This is a genomic window from Immundisolibacter cernigliae (genome assembly GCF_001697225.1).
Taxonomy (GTDB): Bacteria; Pseudomonadota; Gammaproteobacteria; order Immundisolibacterales; family Immundisolibacteraceae; genus Immundisolibacter; species Immundisolibacter cernigliae.
The window spans coordinates 1864311-1877745 of sequence record NZ_CP014671.1 but is presented as its reverse complement, the minus strand read 5'-3'; the positions used below and the strand labels follow the sequence as shown (position 1 = coordinate 1877745).

The window sequence follows — 13435 nt, the reverse complement described above, 5'->3', positions numbered from 1 at the left end:
TGTTCGCGGCGAGGGCGCCGCTCCCACGCCCGCCTCGGCCGCGAGGCTGACTCACGGCCTGTGCTTCAATACCGGGCCGCTACGCGATCTGAAGTGACGCCATGAACAATGCCTCGCCCGCCCTGTCGACGGTGCCGCACCTGACCACCGCCCTGACCGGGCCGTTGCTGCGCCTCGAGACGCAGTTGCTGCAGGCGCAGGTCGCCATCGAGGCCTGGTTTCGCGAGCAGTTTCGCGCCACGCCGGCGCCCATTTACTGCTCGGTGGACCTGCGAAACGCCGGCTTCAAGCTGGCGCCGGTGGATACCAACCTGTTCCCGGCCGGCTTCAACAATCTTGGCGAGCGCTTCCTGCCGCTGTGCGTGCAGGCCATGCAGACCGCCATCGAGCGCGTCTGCCCGCGCTCCTGCGGCGTGCTGCTGGTGCCGGAAAGCCACACCCGCAACCTGTTTTATCTGGAAAACGTCGCCGTGCTGCGGCGCATCCTGGAGAGCGCCGGCTATGAGGTGCGCATCGGCTCGCTGCTGCCGGATCTCGCCGAACCGCAGACCGTGAGCCTGCCGTCGGGCGCCCGCTTGCGCCTGGAGCCGATCGAGCGCCAGGGCGACCGGGTTGGCGTGGCCGGCTTCAATCCCTGTTTCGTGCTGCTGAACAATGATCTTTCCGGCGGCCGGCCGGCCATCCTGGAAGGCATCAGCCAGCCGGTGGTGCCGCCGATGGCGCTCGGCTGGACGCAGCGGCGCAAGTCCGAGCATTTCCGTCACTACCACGACGTGGCGCGCGAGTTCGGGGCCCGGATCGACCTTGACCCGTGGTTCATCGACCCGTATTTCCGCCAGTGCGGTGAGGTCGACTTCATGGCCGGCACCGGCGAGGACTGCCTGGCCGGCAACCTGGACGTGCTGCTGACCTCGATCCGCAGGAAGTACGACGAGTACGGCATCGACCGCGAGCCGTTCGTGATCATCAAGGCCGACGCCGGCAGCTACGGCATGGGCGTGATGACCGCCCGCAGCGTGGATGACGTGCGCGACCTGAACCGCAAGGAGCGCAAGCGCATGGCGGCCAGCAAGGAGGGCCAGGCGGTGCGCCAGGTCATCATGCAGGAGGGTGTTTATACCTTCGAGACCGTGGGCGATCCGCCGGCCGTGGCCGAGCCGGTGGTGTACATGATCGACCAGCATGTGGTGGGCGGCTTCTACCGGGTGCACACCGGGCGCGGCGCGGACGAGAATCTGAACGCGCCGGGCATGCACTTCGAGCCGCTGGCCTTCGTGGAACCCTGCAACACGCCGGACTGCGGCCAGGCGCCGGACGCCGCACCGAACCGCTTCTATGCCTACGGCGTGGTGGCGCGCCTGGCGCTGCTGGCGGCGGCGCGGGAGATGGCCGCCCATGGCTGAGTACCGGGTCGGGGTCATCATGGACCCCATCGACCACATCAAGCCGAAGAAGGACACCACGCTGGCGCTGATGCTGGAGGCGCAGCGGCGCGGCTGCGAAATCCACTACATGGAGCAGTCGGATCTGCTGATGCGCGACGGGCAGGTGCTGGCCAACCGCAAGCTGGTCGAGGTGTTCGACGATCCGAAGCACTGGTTCGCCTTTCGCGGCGAGGTGTACGGCCCGTTGGCGGAGCTGGACGTGATCCTGATGCGCAAGGACCCGCCGGTCGATCAGGAGTACCTGTACACCACGTATCTGCTCGAACGCGCCGAGCACGCCGGCGTGCTGGTGGTCAACCGCCCGCAGGCGCTACGCGAGGTCAACGAAAAGCTCTACACGGCCTGGTTCGGCCAGTGCACGCCGCCGACGCTGGTCACCAGCTCGGAGCGGCACATCCGGGCGTTCCTCGACGAGCACGGCGACGTGATCCTGAAGCCGCTCGACATGATGGGCGGCGCGTCGGTGTTTCGCCTGCGCGAGGGCGACCCGAACCTGGGCGTCGTCATCGAAACCCTGACCCGCTACCAGGCCCGGCCGATCATGGCCCAGCGCTACATCCCGGACATCGTGCACGGCGACAAGCGCATCCTGATGGTGGATGGGCAGCCGGTATCGCACGCCCTGGCGCGCATTCCGGCGGCCGGCGAGACGCGCGGCAACCTGGCCGCCGGCGGTCGCGGCGAGGGTCGCGAACTGACCGAGCGCGACCGCTGGATCGCCGCCCAGGTCGGGCCGACGCTGCGCGAGAAGGGCCTGCTGTTCGTGGGCCTGGACGTGATCGGCGAGTATCTGACCGAGATCAACGTCACCAGCCCCACCTGCGCGCGGGAGCTGGATGCCATCTACGGCCTGAACATCGCCGGCCAGGTGTTCGACGCCATCGAGAGCCGCCTGGCCGGGCGCTGACCGCCGCCGTGGCATGAGCTACGCGCCCGTTCTGCCACCTGCGCCATCGACGCTGGCCGGCAGCCGGCTGGCGCTGACCGTGCTGTACGCGCTGGCGGTGCATCTGGCGCTGGCGCTCGGATTGCACATCACGCCGCCCAAGGCGCCGGCACCGGCCGCCGCGCCGCGGCTGGAAATCACGCTTGTGCAGCGTCCGCCGTCCGCCACCCCCCCAAGACGGCCGATTACCTGGCCGAAGTCAGCCAGGACGGCGGCGGCAACCAGTCCAAGCCGCGCCTGCCGACCAGCGTAGCCCCCGGCCGGCCGGCACCGGCAGCGGTTGCGCCATCGCCGAAACCGACGCCGGCCGTGGCGGCGCCGGCGCCGGTCCAGCGCCAGCTGCTGACGAGCGCCAAACCGAAGCCTGCGCAGGTGGCGACCGCGCCGCAGCCGGGACCGGTGGCGCAGCCGCCCAGCGCCGATGAACTCCTCAGCGGCGCCCGTCGCTATGCCCAGCTGGAGGCCCGGTTGGACCGTCAGCAGCGCGCCTACGCCAAGATTCCCCGCGAGAAGTTCATCACCGCCCGCACGCGTGAATACAAATACGCCGCCTACATGGAGGCCTGGCGGCGCAAGGTGGAGGCGGTCGGCAAGCTCAACTACCCGGCCGAGGCGCGCAACGAGGGACTGTCCGGCAGCCTGCTGCTGACGGTGCGCATCAGTCCCGACGGCAGCCTGGTCGACACCACCCTGCGCCGCAGTTCCGGGCACCCGGTCCTCGATCGGGCAGCGCAGGACATCGTGCGCTGGGCGGCGCCGTATGCGCCCTTTCCGCCGGACATCCGCGCCGAGGCGGACATGCTGGTCATCACTCGTACCTGGCAATTTCTGGATGGGCGTGCCCTGGCGGGCGAGTGATCGCACAGGCAACCGGCCCAGGTGGTGGTATGGGGCGCTGTATGGCGCTGTGGACGGGCGATGGGGCGTGATGAAAGACATCGCCCCATATGGCCGGGCTCCAGGCACCACCACCCACTCTGCCTTTTGCAATCAGGCGCGACCGACCCCCCCTGCTAGAATGCGGCCATGGCCGAAACCCTCGATCTGAGCCACCACCTGCTGATCGCCATGCCGGCGCTGGCGGACGACAATTTTCGTCAGACGGTGAGCTATGTCTGTGAACACGGCGAGCAGGGCGCGCTGGGTGTGATCGTCAACCGGCCGCTCGACGTGACGCTCGGCGACCTGCTGGAGCAGGTTGGCCTGAAACCGGCCACCGATGCCATTGCCGGTCAGCCGGTGTACGGCGGTGGCCCGGTGCAGCAAAACGCCTGCCTGATCCTGCACCGTCCGCTCGGGCGCTGGGACTCCACCCTGCCGGTGACCGACCAGATCGGCCTGACCGGCTCCATGGACCTGCTGGCGAGCATCGCCCGCGGCGTCGGCCCTGACGATTTCCTGGTCTGCCTGGGCTATGCCGGCTGGGGCGCCGGGCAGCTCGAACAGGAACTGGCCGACAACGCCTGGCTGACGGCTCCCGGAAGCGCCGAAATGCTGTTCGACTTGCCCGCCGACCAACGCTGGCGGGCCGCGGCGGCTTCGATCGGCGTCGATCTGGCCTTGCTCGCCGGCCGCGCCGGGCACGCGTGAGCGGCCTCGTGCTGGGCTTCGACTACGGCCACAAGCGCATCGGCGTGGCCACCGGCCAGGCGCTGACCGGCACCGCTACGCCGCTGGCCACGCTGCCCAATCCGCAGGCCGCCGGCTGGGCCGATGTCGATGCCCTGCTCGACCACTGGCGACCGACGCAACTGGTGGTTGGCCTGCCGCTGGCGGCCGATGGTACGGATACGCCGGTCAGCCTGGCCGCGCGACAGTTTGCGGCGGCGCTCGGCAAACGCACGGGCACCCCGGTGGCCCTGATCGACGAGCGCCTGTCCTCGCACGAGGCCGAGGCGCGCCTGCTGGCTGATGGCCGGCGGCACGAGGCGGTGCGCCGCGAACGCGACGCCATGGCCGCCGCCATCATCGTGGAGACCTGGCTTGCCGAGCAGCATTAGCGACGCGCAACTGGCCGCGAGCCTGGAGCAGCTGGCCGGCGCCTGCGCCGCGCTGGCGCTGCCCGATCCGCTGCTGGTCGGCATCGAGACCGGCGGCGTGTGGCTGGCGCGCTGGCTGCATGAGCGCCTTGGCGTGAGCGCCCCGCTGGCCAGTCTGGACGCCGGTTTTTACCGCGACGACCTGCGCCTGGGGGGCTCAAGGGCCAGGTCCGCCCCTCGAACCTGCCGCCCAGCGTCGACGGTCGGCAAATCCTGCTGGTCGACGATGTGCTGCACACCGGGCGCACCGTGCAGGCGGCGCTGCGCGAGCTGTTCGACTTCGGTCGCCCGGCCTGCGTGCGTCTGGCGGTGCTGGTCGATCGCGGCGGGCGCGAGCTGCCGGTCTGTGCCGACGCGGTCGGCCTGCGACTGGACGTGCCTCCCGGCCAGCGGCTGCGCCTGAGTGGGCCCGACCCACTGCATATCGACCTGGAGGCAGCGTGAGCGAGCTGTCCGGCCTGGCGCAGCGACTGGGCGCCATCCAGTACGACGCCCAGGGCCGCCTGCGCCATCTGCTGACGCTCGAGGGCCTGCGCCGCGAGACGCTGGAGGAGCTGTTCACGCTGGCCGACTCGCTGGTCGAGGTCGGTGCGCGCAGCGTCAAGAACGTGCCACTGCTGCGCGGCAAGACCGTGGTGCTGTTGTTCTTCGAGGCATCGACCCGCACCCGCACCACCTTCGAGATCGCCGCCAAGCGACTGTCGGCCGATGTGGTGACGCTGGACGTGCCGGCCTCGTCCGCGTCCAAGGGCGAGAGCCTGCTCGACACCATCGCCAACCTGCAGGCCATGCAGACCGACGCCTTCGTGGTGCGCCATGCCGACAGCGGCGCCTCGCATCTGATCGCCCGCCACGTGGCGCCGCAGGTGGCGGTGGTCAATGCCGGCGACGGCTGCCATGCGCACCCGACGCAGGCGCTGCTGGACCTGTACACGATCCGCCAGCGGCGCGGCAACGTGGCCGGCATGAAGGTGGCCATCGTCGGCGACGTGCTGCACTCGCGTGTGGCCCGCTCGCAACTGGCCGGTTTGCACCTGCTGGGCGTCACCGACATCCGCCTGGTCGGCCCGGCCACGCTGGTGCCGCAACGCCTGGCGCAGCTCGGTGCGCGGGTCTGTCACGACCCGCGCGAGGGCTTGGCCGACGTCGACGTGGTGATGATGCTGCGCCTGCAGCGCGAGCGCATGGCCGGCGGCTTCGTGCCGTCCGATCGGGAGTACTTCGAGCTGTATGGGTTGACCGAGAAGGCGCTGGCGGTGGCAAGGCCCGATGCGCTGGTGATGCACCCCGGCCCGATCAACCGCGGTGTCGAGATCGCCTCCGCGGTGGCCGATGGCGGGCGCTCGCTGATCCTGCCGCAGGTGACCAACGGCATCGCCATCCGCATGGCGGTGCTGGCGCAGACCGCCGGCCGGGGAGCGGACGTCGATGTCTGAGATCACGCGCCTGACCTTGCGCGGCGGGCGGCTGATCGACCCGGCCAGCGGCACCGACGCGCAGCTGGACGTGCACATCGAGGGCGGGCGCATCATCGGCCTTGGCGCGGCGCCGGACAGCGCGCGCGGGCAGATCATCGACGTCTCCGGGCATTGGGTGCTGCCCGGGCTGGTGGACCTGTCCGGCCAGGTCGGCAGCCCGGACGCGCTCTCGCGCGGCGAGCTGCTGGCCGCGGCGGCCGGCGGCATCACCCAGCTTGCCGTTGCGCCGCGCGTGGATGCGGGCCTGGACAGCCCGGCCGTCATCGGCCGCCTGCGCGACGGCGCGCGGGCGCTCGGCCTGCTGCGCCTGGCGCCGATCGGCGCGCTGACGGCGGGCCTTTGCGGCGAGCAACTGGCCGAGCTTGGCCTGCTGCGGCGCGCCGGCTGCCGGCTGGTCGGCCAGGGTGGCCAGGCTATCGGCGCACGCGTGCTGCGCCGGGCTTTCGAATATGCGCGCGGGCACGATCTGACGGTGGTGGTCGACGCCGAGGACGCGCAGCTTGCCGCCGGCGGCTGCATGCACGAGGGCGCGGTCAGCGCGCAGCTTGGCCTGACCGGCATTCCGGTGGCCGCCGAGGTGGCGGCGCTGTCGCTGGCCCTGGCGCTGGCCACCACCTGCGACACGCGCATCCATCTGCACGGCCTGTCGAGCGCGGCCGGCGTTGCGCTGCTGCGGGCCGCCAAAAGTGCCGGCCTGCCGGTGACGGCCGACACGCCGATCTGGAACCTGCACCACACGGATATGGACATCGGTGCCTACGACCCGGCCTTTCACCTGCGCCCGCCGCTGCGCGAGGCCGGCGACCGGGCGGCGCTGCGCGAGGCGCTGGCCGACGGCACGCTGGATGCCGTCTGCTCCGACCACCGGCCGTTCGACGGCGAGGCCAAGCGCCAGCCGTTCGCCCGCTGCGCGGCCGGCGTGGCCGGCTTCGAGGCCTTGCTGCCGCTGGTCCTGGCACTCGCTCAGGACGGCGGCTTGCCCCTGCAGCGGGCCTTGGCGGCCGTCACCAGCGGACCGGCGGCGGTGCTCGGCGACGGCGGTCGACTGGCGGTCGGGGCCCTGGCCGACCTGTGCGTGGTCGACCCGGACCGCGCCTGGACGGTGGATGCCACGACCTGGCACAGCGCCGCGCACTGCACGCCGGTGTGGGGCCGAACGCTGCGCGGCCGGGTGCTGCTGACGCTGCTTGGCGGGCAGGTCGTCTATCGTTTGTCGGAACCCGCCGATGGCCGGTGAGGCCGGCGCGCCGGGCAGCATCCTGCTGCAGGACGCCATCGTCGACGCCAACGAGGCGCTGCCGGGCGGCCATTACCTGCTGCGCCTGACGGCGCCGGGCATCGCCGCGCGCGCCCGGCCGGGGCAGTTCGTGCACCTGCGCTGCGGGCCGGACCTGCCGATGCGCCGGCCGCTGTCGATTCTGCGTGCCACCGTGCACAGCGGGCAGATCGAGCTGCTGTACAAGGCGGTCGGCGTCGGCACCCGGCAGCTGGTGACACGCCAGCGTGGTGAGGCGATCAGTGTGCTGGGGCCGATCGGCAAGCCGTTCAGTCCCGACCCGGGCCGGCCGCGGGTGCTCGCCATCGGCGGTGGCGTCGGCATGCCGCCGATGCTGTTCCTGGCGCAGACCCTGCGATCGCCCCAGCCGGTGCCCTGGCAGCCGCTGCTGCTGCTGGGCTCGGAGGTGGCGTTTCCGTTTCAGCCGCGTCCGTCGGCCATGCTGGTGGACGGCATGCCGCAGGGCATCATCGCCGCCCTGCCACTGGCCGAGGACTGGGGCATTCCGAGTCGCCTGGCGTCGGGACAGGGTTTTCCGGGTTGCTACGAGGGCCACGTCACGCAGCTGGCCGACGCCTATCTGGCGACCCTTGGCGCGGATGTGCTGGCGCAGACCCAGATCGCCGCCTGCGGCCCGACGCCCATGCTGCGCGCCGCCGCCGCGGTGGCCGCCCGTTACCGCTTGCCGGCGCAGCTGTGCCTGGAAGAGCATATGGCCTGCGGCGTGGGCGGCTGCGCCGGTTGCGTGGTCGAGCTGGCGACGCCCGATGGATCGGCCATGGCGCGGGTCTGTGTGGACGGACCGGTGTTCGACGCTGCAGCGGTTTACCCCGAGCTTTTCACCGCCAGCGCCTGAGCCCGTCACATACGCCCGGGCTCCGGGCCATCAAGCAACTTCCCACTTCAGGAGAAAACACCATGCCCGGCAAAGACGTCACCCTCAAAACCAGCGACGGCCAGTTTTCCGCTTACCTGGCCACCGCCGCCGGCAAGCCGGCCGGCAGCGTGGTCGTCATCCAGGAGATTTTCGGCGTCAACAGTCACATCCGTTCGGTGTGCGACCGCCTGGCTGCGGCCGGCTTCAACGCCCTGGCGCCGGACCTGTTCCACCGCAGCGAGCCGGGCGTGCAGCTGGGCTACGAGCAGGCCGACTTCGGTCGCGGCTTCGAGCTGATGCAGGCGCTCGACCACCCCCGAGCGCTGGCCGACATCGATGCCTGCCTCGCCGATCTTCGCGCCCACGGCGGCAAGGTGGCGGTGCTCGGCTTCTGCATGGGCGGCCTGCTGGCCTACCGCAGCGCGGCCAACCTGAAGCCGGACGCGGCGGTGGCCTATTACGGCGGCGGCATCGCCAACTTCCTGGGCGAGGCCGGCAACATCCGCTGCCCGATCCAGTTTCACTTCGGCGAGAAGGACCATTTCATACCGATGACGGACGTGGAAAAGCTGCGCGCCGCCACCGCCGTGCTGTCGGAAACGGAAGTGCACGTCTACCCGGCCGATCACGGCTTCAACTGCGACCAGCGCGCCAGTTACGACGCGGCGGCAGCCAGTCTGGCCTGGCAGCGCAGCCTGGATTTCCTGCGCCGGCACCTGGGCTGAATTGTTACGGCCTGTCGCCGAACTGAAACAATGCTGTCGCCCAATACGCGCCTCGATAATCCAGGCGGGCATCCATGCCTATACGCATCCTCATCGTCGAAGACGAGCCGGCCATCTGCGAGATGCTCACTTTCGCGTTGTCCGACAGCGGTTACCGCTGCGACGTGGCCACCGACGTGCGCGCGGCCCGCAGCCTGGTGGCGGACAGCAACCCGGACCTGATCGTGCTGGACTGGATGCTGCCCGGCCAGAGCGGCATCGAGTTCGCACGCGAACTCAAGCGCGACCCGGGCACCCGCGACATCCCGGTCATCATGCTGACCGCCCGCACGCAGGAAGCCGACGTGGTCACCGGCCTGGATGCCGGCGCCGACGACTACATTCCCAAGCCCTTCTCGCCGCGCGAACTGGCCGCTCGCATCAAGGCCGTGCTGCGTCGCGCCTCGCCGCATGCCGCCGGCGAGGAGCTGGCTGTGGACGGATTGCGGCTGGATCCGGTCGACCATCGAGTCGTGTCGGGCGAGGGCGAGCTGAAAATCGGCCCGACCGAGTTTCGGCTGCTGCAGTTCCTGATGGCGCACCCGGACCGGGTATACAGCCGCAGCCAGCTCATCGACCAGGTGTGGGGTCGCAACGTGTACATCGAGGAACGCACCGTGGACGTACACGTGCGCCGCTTGCGCGAGGCGCTCTCGCCAGCCGGCAAGGACCGGCTGATCCAGACCGTGCGCGGGGCTGGCTACCGGCTGTCGGCCAAGGGCTGAACCGGTGATCCGCGGCGCGGTGGCCGAGACTGCCCTCGGCGGCGGGCTGCTGGCCGGTGGTGCGCTGCTGGGCTGGATGGCGGGCGATGCCGGCGCTGGTGCCGGCCTGGGTCTTTTGAGCTACGTCGCCTGGCACGTTCGAAATATCCTGCGCCTGGCGGCCCGCCTGGGCAGCGACGGCGACACACCCGAGTCGGTTGGCCTGTGGGGCGAGCTGTTCGAACGCCTGCACCGGTCACGGCGGGAAGCGACGGCCGCCCAGCGCCGTCTTGCGCAGATCGTGCAGCGCTTCGAGGAATCCAGTGCCGCCCTGCCCGATGCGGCCGTGCTGCTGGGCGAGGATGGCCGCATCGACTGGTGCAACGAGGCCGCGCAGCGCCTGCTGGGCCTGCGTACGCCGCGCGATCTGGGCCAGCGCATTACCAATGTCGTGCGCCATCCGGCCTTTGCCCGGTATTTCAGTGGCGAGGGTGAGCGCGCGGCAGGCGTGGAGTTCCCGGCGCCTCAGGGCGACGACCTGATGCTGCACGCACAGATCGTCAGCTTCGGTCAGGGCCGCCGGCTGCTGGTGGTGCGCGACATCACCCAGGTGCGGCGACTGGAGCAAGTCCGGCGGGACTTCGTCGCCAACGCATCGCACGAGCTGCGTACCCCCCTGACGGTGGTTTATGGCTTTCTGGAGACCCTGACGCGGGACAGTACGGTGCTGCCGGAACGCTGGCGCCGCCCGTTTGATCTGATGACCCAGCAGACGCTGCGCATGCAGCGCATCATCGACGACATGCTGATGCTGGCGCAGCTGGAAGGCGACGGCGGTCGCGGCGCAGACAGCGACGTCAACGTCCCGAACCTGCTTCACCTGATTCGCAGCGAAGCGATCGCGCTCAGTGGCAGCCGACGGCACCGAATCGAGGTCGACGCCGACCCGGGCCTTTGGTTGCGTGGCAACGAATCCGAGCTGCGCAGCGCCTTCTCCAACCTGGTCGGCAACGCCGTGCAGCACACGCCCGACGGCAGCACGATCACCATTCGCTGGCGGCTGCAGGACGACCGACCGGTGCTGGACGTGCAGGACAACGGCGAGGGCATCGCCGCCGAGCACCTGCCACGCTTGTCGGAGCGCTTCTACCGGGTCGACGCCAGCCGCTCACGGGCCAAGGGTGGCACCGGCCTGGGTCTGGCCATCGTCAAGCACGCGCTGGCCCGACACGAGGCCGAGCTGCGCATCCGCAGCCAGATTGGCGCCGGCAGCACCTTCAGCTGCGTGTTCCTGCCCGCCGCGGCGCGGCCAGTACCGGCTTCCGAAGCCGTCATAAACGCCCCCTGCCTGTAACGGTACTGTCACATAGGGCTGTGACACTTGCCCTGCTTTACGGATCGGCCCCGCGCCGGTCGTTCCGGCTGACCGCACGACGGACCAGCCTTGTCAGGAATGACGCCAGCGTCGTTCCGCCTCAAGCAGGGAGATTTCGATATGCGTCTTGTCACTGCACGAACCGCGGGCCTGTGTGGCGGCCTGTTGCTCGCCGCAACCGTCCCGGCCTATGCGGCGGTCGACGGCAAACTGCTCGACATGTTGATGGCCAATGGCTCGATCACCGCCGCCCAGCACGCCGAACTGACTGCCGACCTGGCACGCGAGACGAAAGCCGCCGAGCGCACCGCCAGCAAGCAGGTCAAGTCGGAAGAGATGACCGCGCTGCAGCAGAAGCTCGCCTGGGCCATGAATACCCAGCTCAAGGGCGACGTGCGCGTGCGCTACGAGAACATCCACATCGAGGACGAACTGGATAGCGGCGGTCGCGACAAGGACCGCCAGCGCATTCGCGCGCGCCTGGGTGCCTTCACGCAGGTGAACCCGGAGGTCGAGGCCGGCATCCAGATCGCCTCCGGCGGCGGCAAGGACGCCCGCTCCACCAATCAGGATCTGACCGACTACTTCAACAAGAAGGATTTGTGGCTGGACCTGGCATACATCGACTATCACCCGCTGCAGGTGCCGGGACTGAAGGTGTTCGGCGGCAAGATGAAGCAGCCGTGGGTGAGCATGGGCGACACCATCTGGGACGGCGACATCAACCCCGAGGGCGGCGCCGTCACCTACAAGCGCCTGTTCGGCGGCACGGAGGTGTTCGGCAGCGCCGGCTATTACGTGTTGCAGGACAACATCGATGGCGAGGGTGTGCAGTTCGAGCACGACCTGCGCCTGTACGCGGGCCAGGTCGGTACGCGCTTTTTCCCCGGTGACAGCTTCAAGGTCACCGTGGGCGGCAGCGTATACGCCTACGACGACGATGAGGACAGCGCTGCGCTGCGTGTGAACGGCAATACGACCGACCAGTTCCGCCTGTACGAGGCCTTCGGCCAGGTCGACGTGATCGGCCTGCCGCTGCCGCTGTCGGTGTACGGCCAGTACGTGATGAACGGCGCGGCCCGCGGCCCCGACGACGATCAGGACCAGGCCTGGCTGGTCGGGGTGATGACCCGCCTGTTCGACGTTGGCGTGGACTACAACTACCGCGACGTGCAGCGCAACGGCGTGGTCGGTGCGTTCACCGATTCGGACTTTGCCGCCGGCTACGTCGGCTCGCGTGGCCACAAGCTGAAGCTGAAGTACGACCTCGGCAAGAATTTCTCGATCGGCACTACCTATTTCATGGCCGAGTCCGACGTCGCCAGCCGCTTCACCGACGACGCCAGCGTCAACACCCTGCAGGTGGACGTAGAGGCCAAGTTCTGATCGCCGTTCGTCACGCGCCGGTAATGGCGGCCGCCCATGCTGGGAGGCCGCCACTTTTTCCGATACGCAACTCAAGGAGTACCCCCAATGAAATATTTTCCTGATGCCGTGAAGGTGACCCTGCGTGCCGCCGGCCTGTTGGCCGCGCTGGGTGGTTGGTCGGCCGGCACGGCGCATGCGGCCGGGCTGATCGAGATCGATGGTTCGAGCACCGTCTACCCGGTCACCGAGGCAGTGGCGGAAGAATTCCAGAAAGTGTCCGGCGGCACCAAGGTGACGGTCGGCATCTCCGGCACCGGCGGCGGTTTCAAGCGCTTCTGCCGTGGCGAGACCGACATTTCGGACGCCTCGCGGCCGATCCTGCGCGAGGAGATGATCCTGTGCGCCCAGGCCGGCGTGAAGTATTACGAACTGCCGGTGGCCTATGACGCGCTCACGGTCGTGGTCGGCAAGAACAACGACTTCGTCGACTACCTGACGGTGGAAGAACTCAAGAAGATGTGGGAGCCGGCCGCACAGGGCAAGGTGACCAGCTGGAAGCAGATTCGCGACAGCTTCCCGGACATGCCGCTCAAGCTGGCCGGTCCGGGCGCCGATTCCGGCACTTTCGACTACTTCACCGAAGCGGTCATGGCCAAGGCCAAGTCCTCCCGCGGCGACTACCAGGCCTCCGAGGATGACAACGTGATCGTGCAGTTCGTGTCCCGCGACAAGGGCGCGCTGGGCTACTTCGGCCTCGCCTACTACGAAGAGAACAAGGACAAGCTCAGGGCGGTGCCGATCAAGGCCACGGCGGACGCCGACGCGGTGCTGCCGTCCCTGGCCACGGTCAACAATGGCGCCTATGTGCCGCTGTCCCGGCCGATCTTCATCTACGTGAAGGAAAAGTCAAAGGCCCGGCCGGAGGTGCGCGAGTTCGTCGAGTTCTATCTCAAGAACGGCGCCGAACTGGCCAAGGAGGTCGGTTACGTCGACCTGCCGGCGGCGGCGTATGAGCTGGCGCTGGAAAACTTCCGCAGCGGCAAGCTGGGCACCGGCTTTGGCGGTGCGTCCGAGGTCGGTCTGAAGGTGGAAGACCTGCTCAAGCGCGAAGGCAAGCTGTAAGGCTTGCGAAATCCGCAGCTGCGGGCCGGGGGGTGGTGCGC

15 protein-coding genes are annotated in these 13435 nt (G+C 69.3%); all 15 read left to right on the top strand.

What is annotated here, in order from left to right; all coding sequences use genetic code 11:
- The first annotated feature begins 101 nt into the window (after positions 1 to 101).
- The 15 genes from gshA to PG2T_RS08830 all read left to right on the top strand — a co-directional run bounded on the left by gshA (position 102) and on the right by PG2T_RS08830 (position 13394).
- Positions 102 to 1403: a glutamate--cysteine ligase gene (gene gshA / locus PG2T_RS08900; protein ID WP_068804338.1), complete on the top strand. Its 1302-nt coding sequence runs from the start codon at positions 102 to 104 to the stop codon at positions 1401 to 1403.
- Complete coding sequence (gshB, locus tag PG2T_RS08895; RefSeq protein WP_068804336.1) at positions 1396 to 2352, top strand: glutathione synthase; 957 nt, start codon at positions 1396 to 1398, stop codon at positions 2350 to 2352. The genes gshA and gshB overlap by 8 nt, the downstream gene beginning before the upstream one ends.
- A gap of 13 nt (positions 2353 to 2365) precedes the next feature.
- A complete protein-coding gene (locus tag PG2T_RS08890) occupies positions 2366 to 2644 on the top strand; it encodes a hypothetical protein (RefSeq protein ID WP_068804335.1) in 279 nt (92 codons plus the stop codon).
- Positions 2645 to 2700: 56 nt separating this feature from the next.
- A complete protein-coding gene (locus tag PG2T_RS08885; protein ID WP_068804333.1) occupies positions 2701 to 3249 on the top strand; it encodes an energy transducer TonB in 549 nt (182 codons plus the stop codon).
- A 168-nt stretch (positions 3250 to 3417) separates the two neighbouring features.
- Positions 3418 to 3981 (top strand): YqgE/AlgH family protein, encoded by a 564-nt coding sequence (locus PG2T_RS08880; RefSeq protein WP_068804332.1) that lies wholly within the window; start codon positions 3418 to 3420, stop codon positions 3979 to 3981.
- Positions 3978 to 4391 (top strand): Holliday junction resolvase RuvX, encoded by a 414-nt coding sequence (gene ruvX / locus PG2T_RS08875; RefSeq protein ID WP_068804329.1) that lies wholly within the window; start codon positions 3978 to 3980, stop codon positions 4389 to 4391. Before PG2T_RS08880 ends, ruvX begins: the two co-directional genes overlap by 4 nt.
- Before the next feature lie 267 nt (positions 4392 to 4658).
- Positions 4659 to 4874, top strand: coding sequence for a type I phosphoribosyltransferase (locus PG2T_RS16455; protein ID WP_418268522.1), 216 nt, complete (start codon positions 4659 to 4661; stop codon positions 4872 to 4874).
- A 14-nt stretch (positions 4875 to 4888) separates the two neighbouring features.
- Positions 4889 to 5866, top strand: coding sequence for an aspartate carbamoyltransferase catalytic subunit (locus PG2T_RS08865; protein ID WP_068808028.1), 978 nt, complete (start codon positions 4889 to 4891; stop codon positions 5864 to 5866).
- Positions 5859 to 7145 (top strand): amidohydrolase family protein, encoded by a 1287-nt coding sequence (locus PG2T_RS08860; protein WP_068804327.1) that lies wholly within the window; start codon positions 5859 to 5861, stop codon positions 7143 to 7145. The genes PG2T_RS08865 and PG2T_RS08860 overlap by 8 nt, the downstream gene beginning before the upstream one ends.
- Entirely contained in the window at positions 7135 to 8040 is a 906-nt protein-coding gene (locus tag PG2T_RS08855; protein ID WP_068804325.1) for a dihydroorotate dehydrogenase electron transfer subunit, read from the top strand. The genes PG2T_RS08860 and PG2T_RS08855 overlap by 11 nt, the downstream gene beginning before the upstream one ends.
- Before the next feature lie 62 nt (positions 8041 to 8102).
- Entirely contained in the window at positions 8103 to 8786 is a 684-nt protein-coding gene (locus tag PG2T_RS08850) for a dienelactone hydrolase family protein (RefSeq protein WP_068804323.1), read from the top strand.
- Between the two features lie 74 nt (positions 8787 to 8860).
- Positions 8861 to 9550: a phosphate regulon transcriptional regulator PhoB gene (gene phoB, locus PG2T_RS08845; RefSeq protein ID WP_068804321.1), complete on the top strand. Its 690-nt coding sequence runs from the start codon at positions 8861 to 8863 to the stop codon at positions 9548 to 9550.
- Positions 9551 to 9569: 19 nt separating this feature from the next.
- Positions 9570 to 10883, top strand: coding sequence for a phosphate regulon sensor histidine kinase PhoR (gene phoR, locus PG2T_RS08840; RefSeq protein WP_202816294.1), 1314 nt, complete (start codon positions 9570 to 9572; stop codon positions 10881 to 10883).
- Positions 10884 to 11024: 141 nt separating this feature from the next.
- The gene (locus tag PG2T_RS08835; RefSeq protein WP_068804318.1) at positions 11025 to 12290 is read left to right on the top strand and encodes a putative porin; all 1266 of its coding nucleotides are present in this window, start codon (positions 11025 to 11027) and stop codon (positions 12288 to 12290) included.
- An 87-nt stretch (positions 12291 to 12377) separates the two neighbouring features.
- Positions 12378 to 13394: a PstS family phosphate ABC transporter substrate-binding protein gene (locus PG2T_RS08830; RefSeq protein WP_068804315.1), complete on the top strand. Its 1017-nt coding sequence runs from the start codon at positions 12378 to 12380 to the stop codon at positions 13392 to 13394.
- Positions 13395 to 13435: the final 41 nt, after the last annotated feature.

Bases quoted from the DNA above. Each gene is read 5' to 3' on its own strand.
- PG2T_RS08890 (WP_068804335.1), top strand. From the start codon at position 2,366: ATGAGCTACGCGCCCGTTCTGCCACCTGCGCCATCGACGCTGGCCGGC.
- PG2T_RS08850 (WP_068804323.1), top strand. From the start codon at position 8,103: ATGCCCGGCAAAGACGTCACCCTCAAAACCAGCGACGGCCAGTTTTCC.
- PG2T_RS08860 (WP_068804327.1), top strand. From the start codon at position 5,859: ATGTCTGAGATCACGCGCCTGACCTTGCGCGGCGGGCGGCTGATCGAC.
- phoB (WP_068804321.1), top strand. From the start codon at position 8,861: ATGCCTATACGCATCCTCATCGTCGAAGACGAGCCGGCCATCTGCGAG.
- PG2T_RS08880 (WP_068804332.1), top strand. From the start codon at position 3,418: ATGGCCGAAACCCTCGATCTGAGCCACCACCTGCTGATCGCCATGCCG.
- gshB (WP_068804336.1), top strand. From the start codon at position 1,396: ATGGCTGAGTACCGGGTCGGGGTCATCATGGACCCCATCGACCACATC.
- PG2T_RS08855 (WP_068804325.1), top strand. From the start codon at position 7,135: ATGGCCGGTGAGGCCGGCGCGCCGGGCAGCATCCTGCTGCAGGACGCC.
- PG2T_RS08830 (WP_068804315.1), top strand. From the start codon at position 12,378: ATGAAATATTTTCCTGATGCCGTGAAGGTGACCCTGCGTGCCGCCGGC.
- gshA (WP_068804338.1), top strand. From the start codon at position 102: ATGAACAATGCCTCGCCCGCCCTGTCGACGGTGCCGCACCTGACCACC.
- PG2T_RS08835 (WP_068804318.1), top strand. From the start codon at position 11,025: ATGCGTCTTGTCACTGCACGAACCGCGGGCCTGTGTGGCGGCCTGTTG.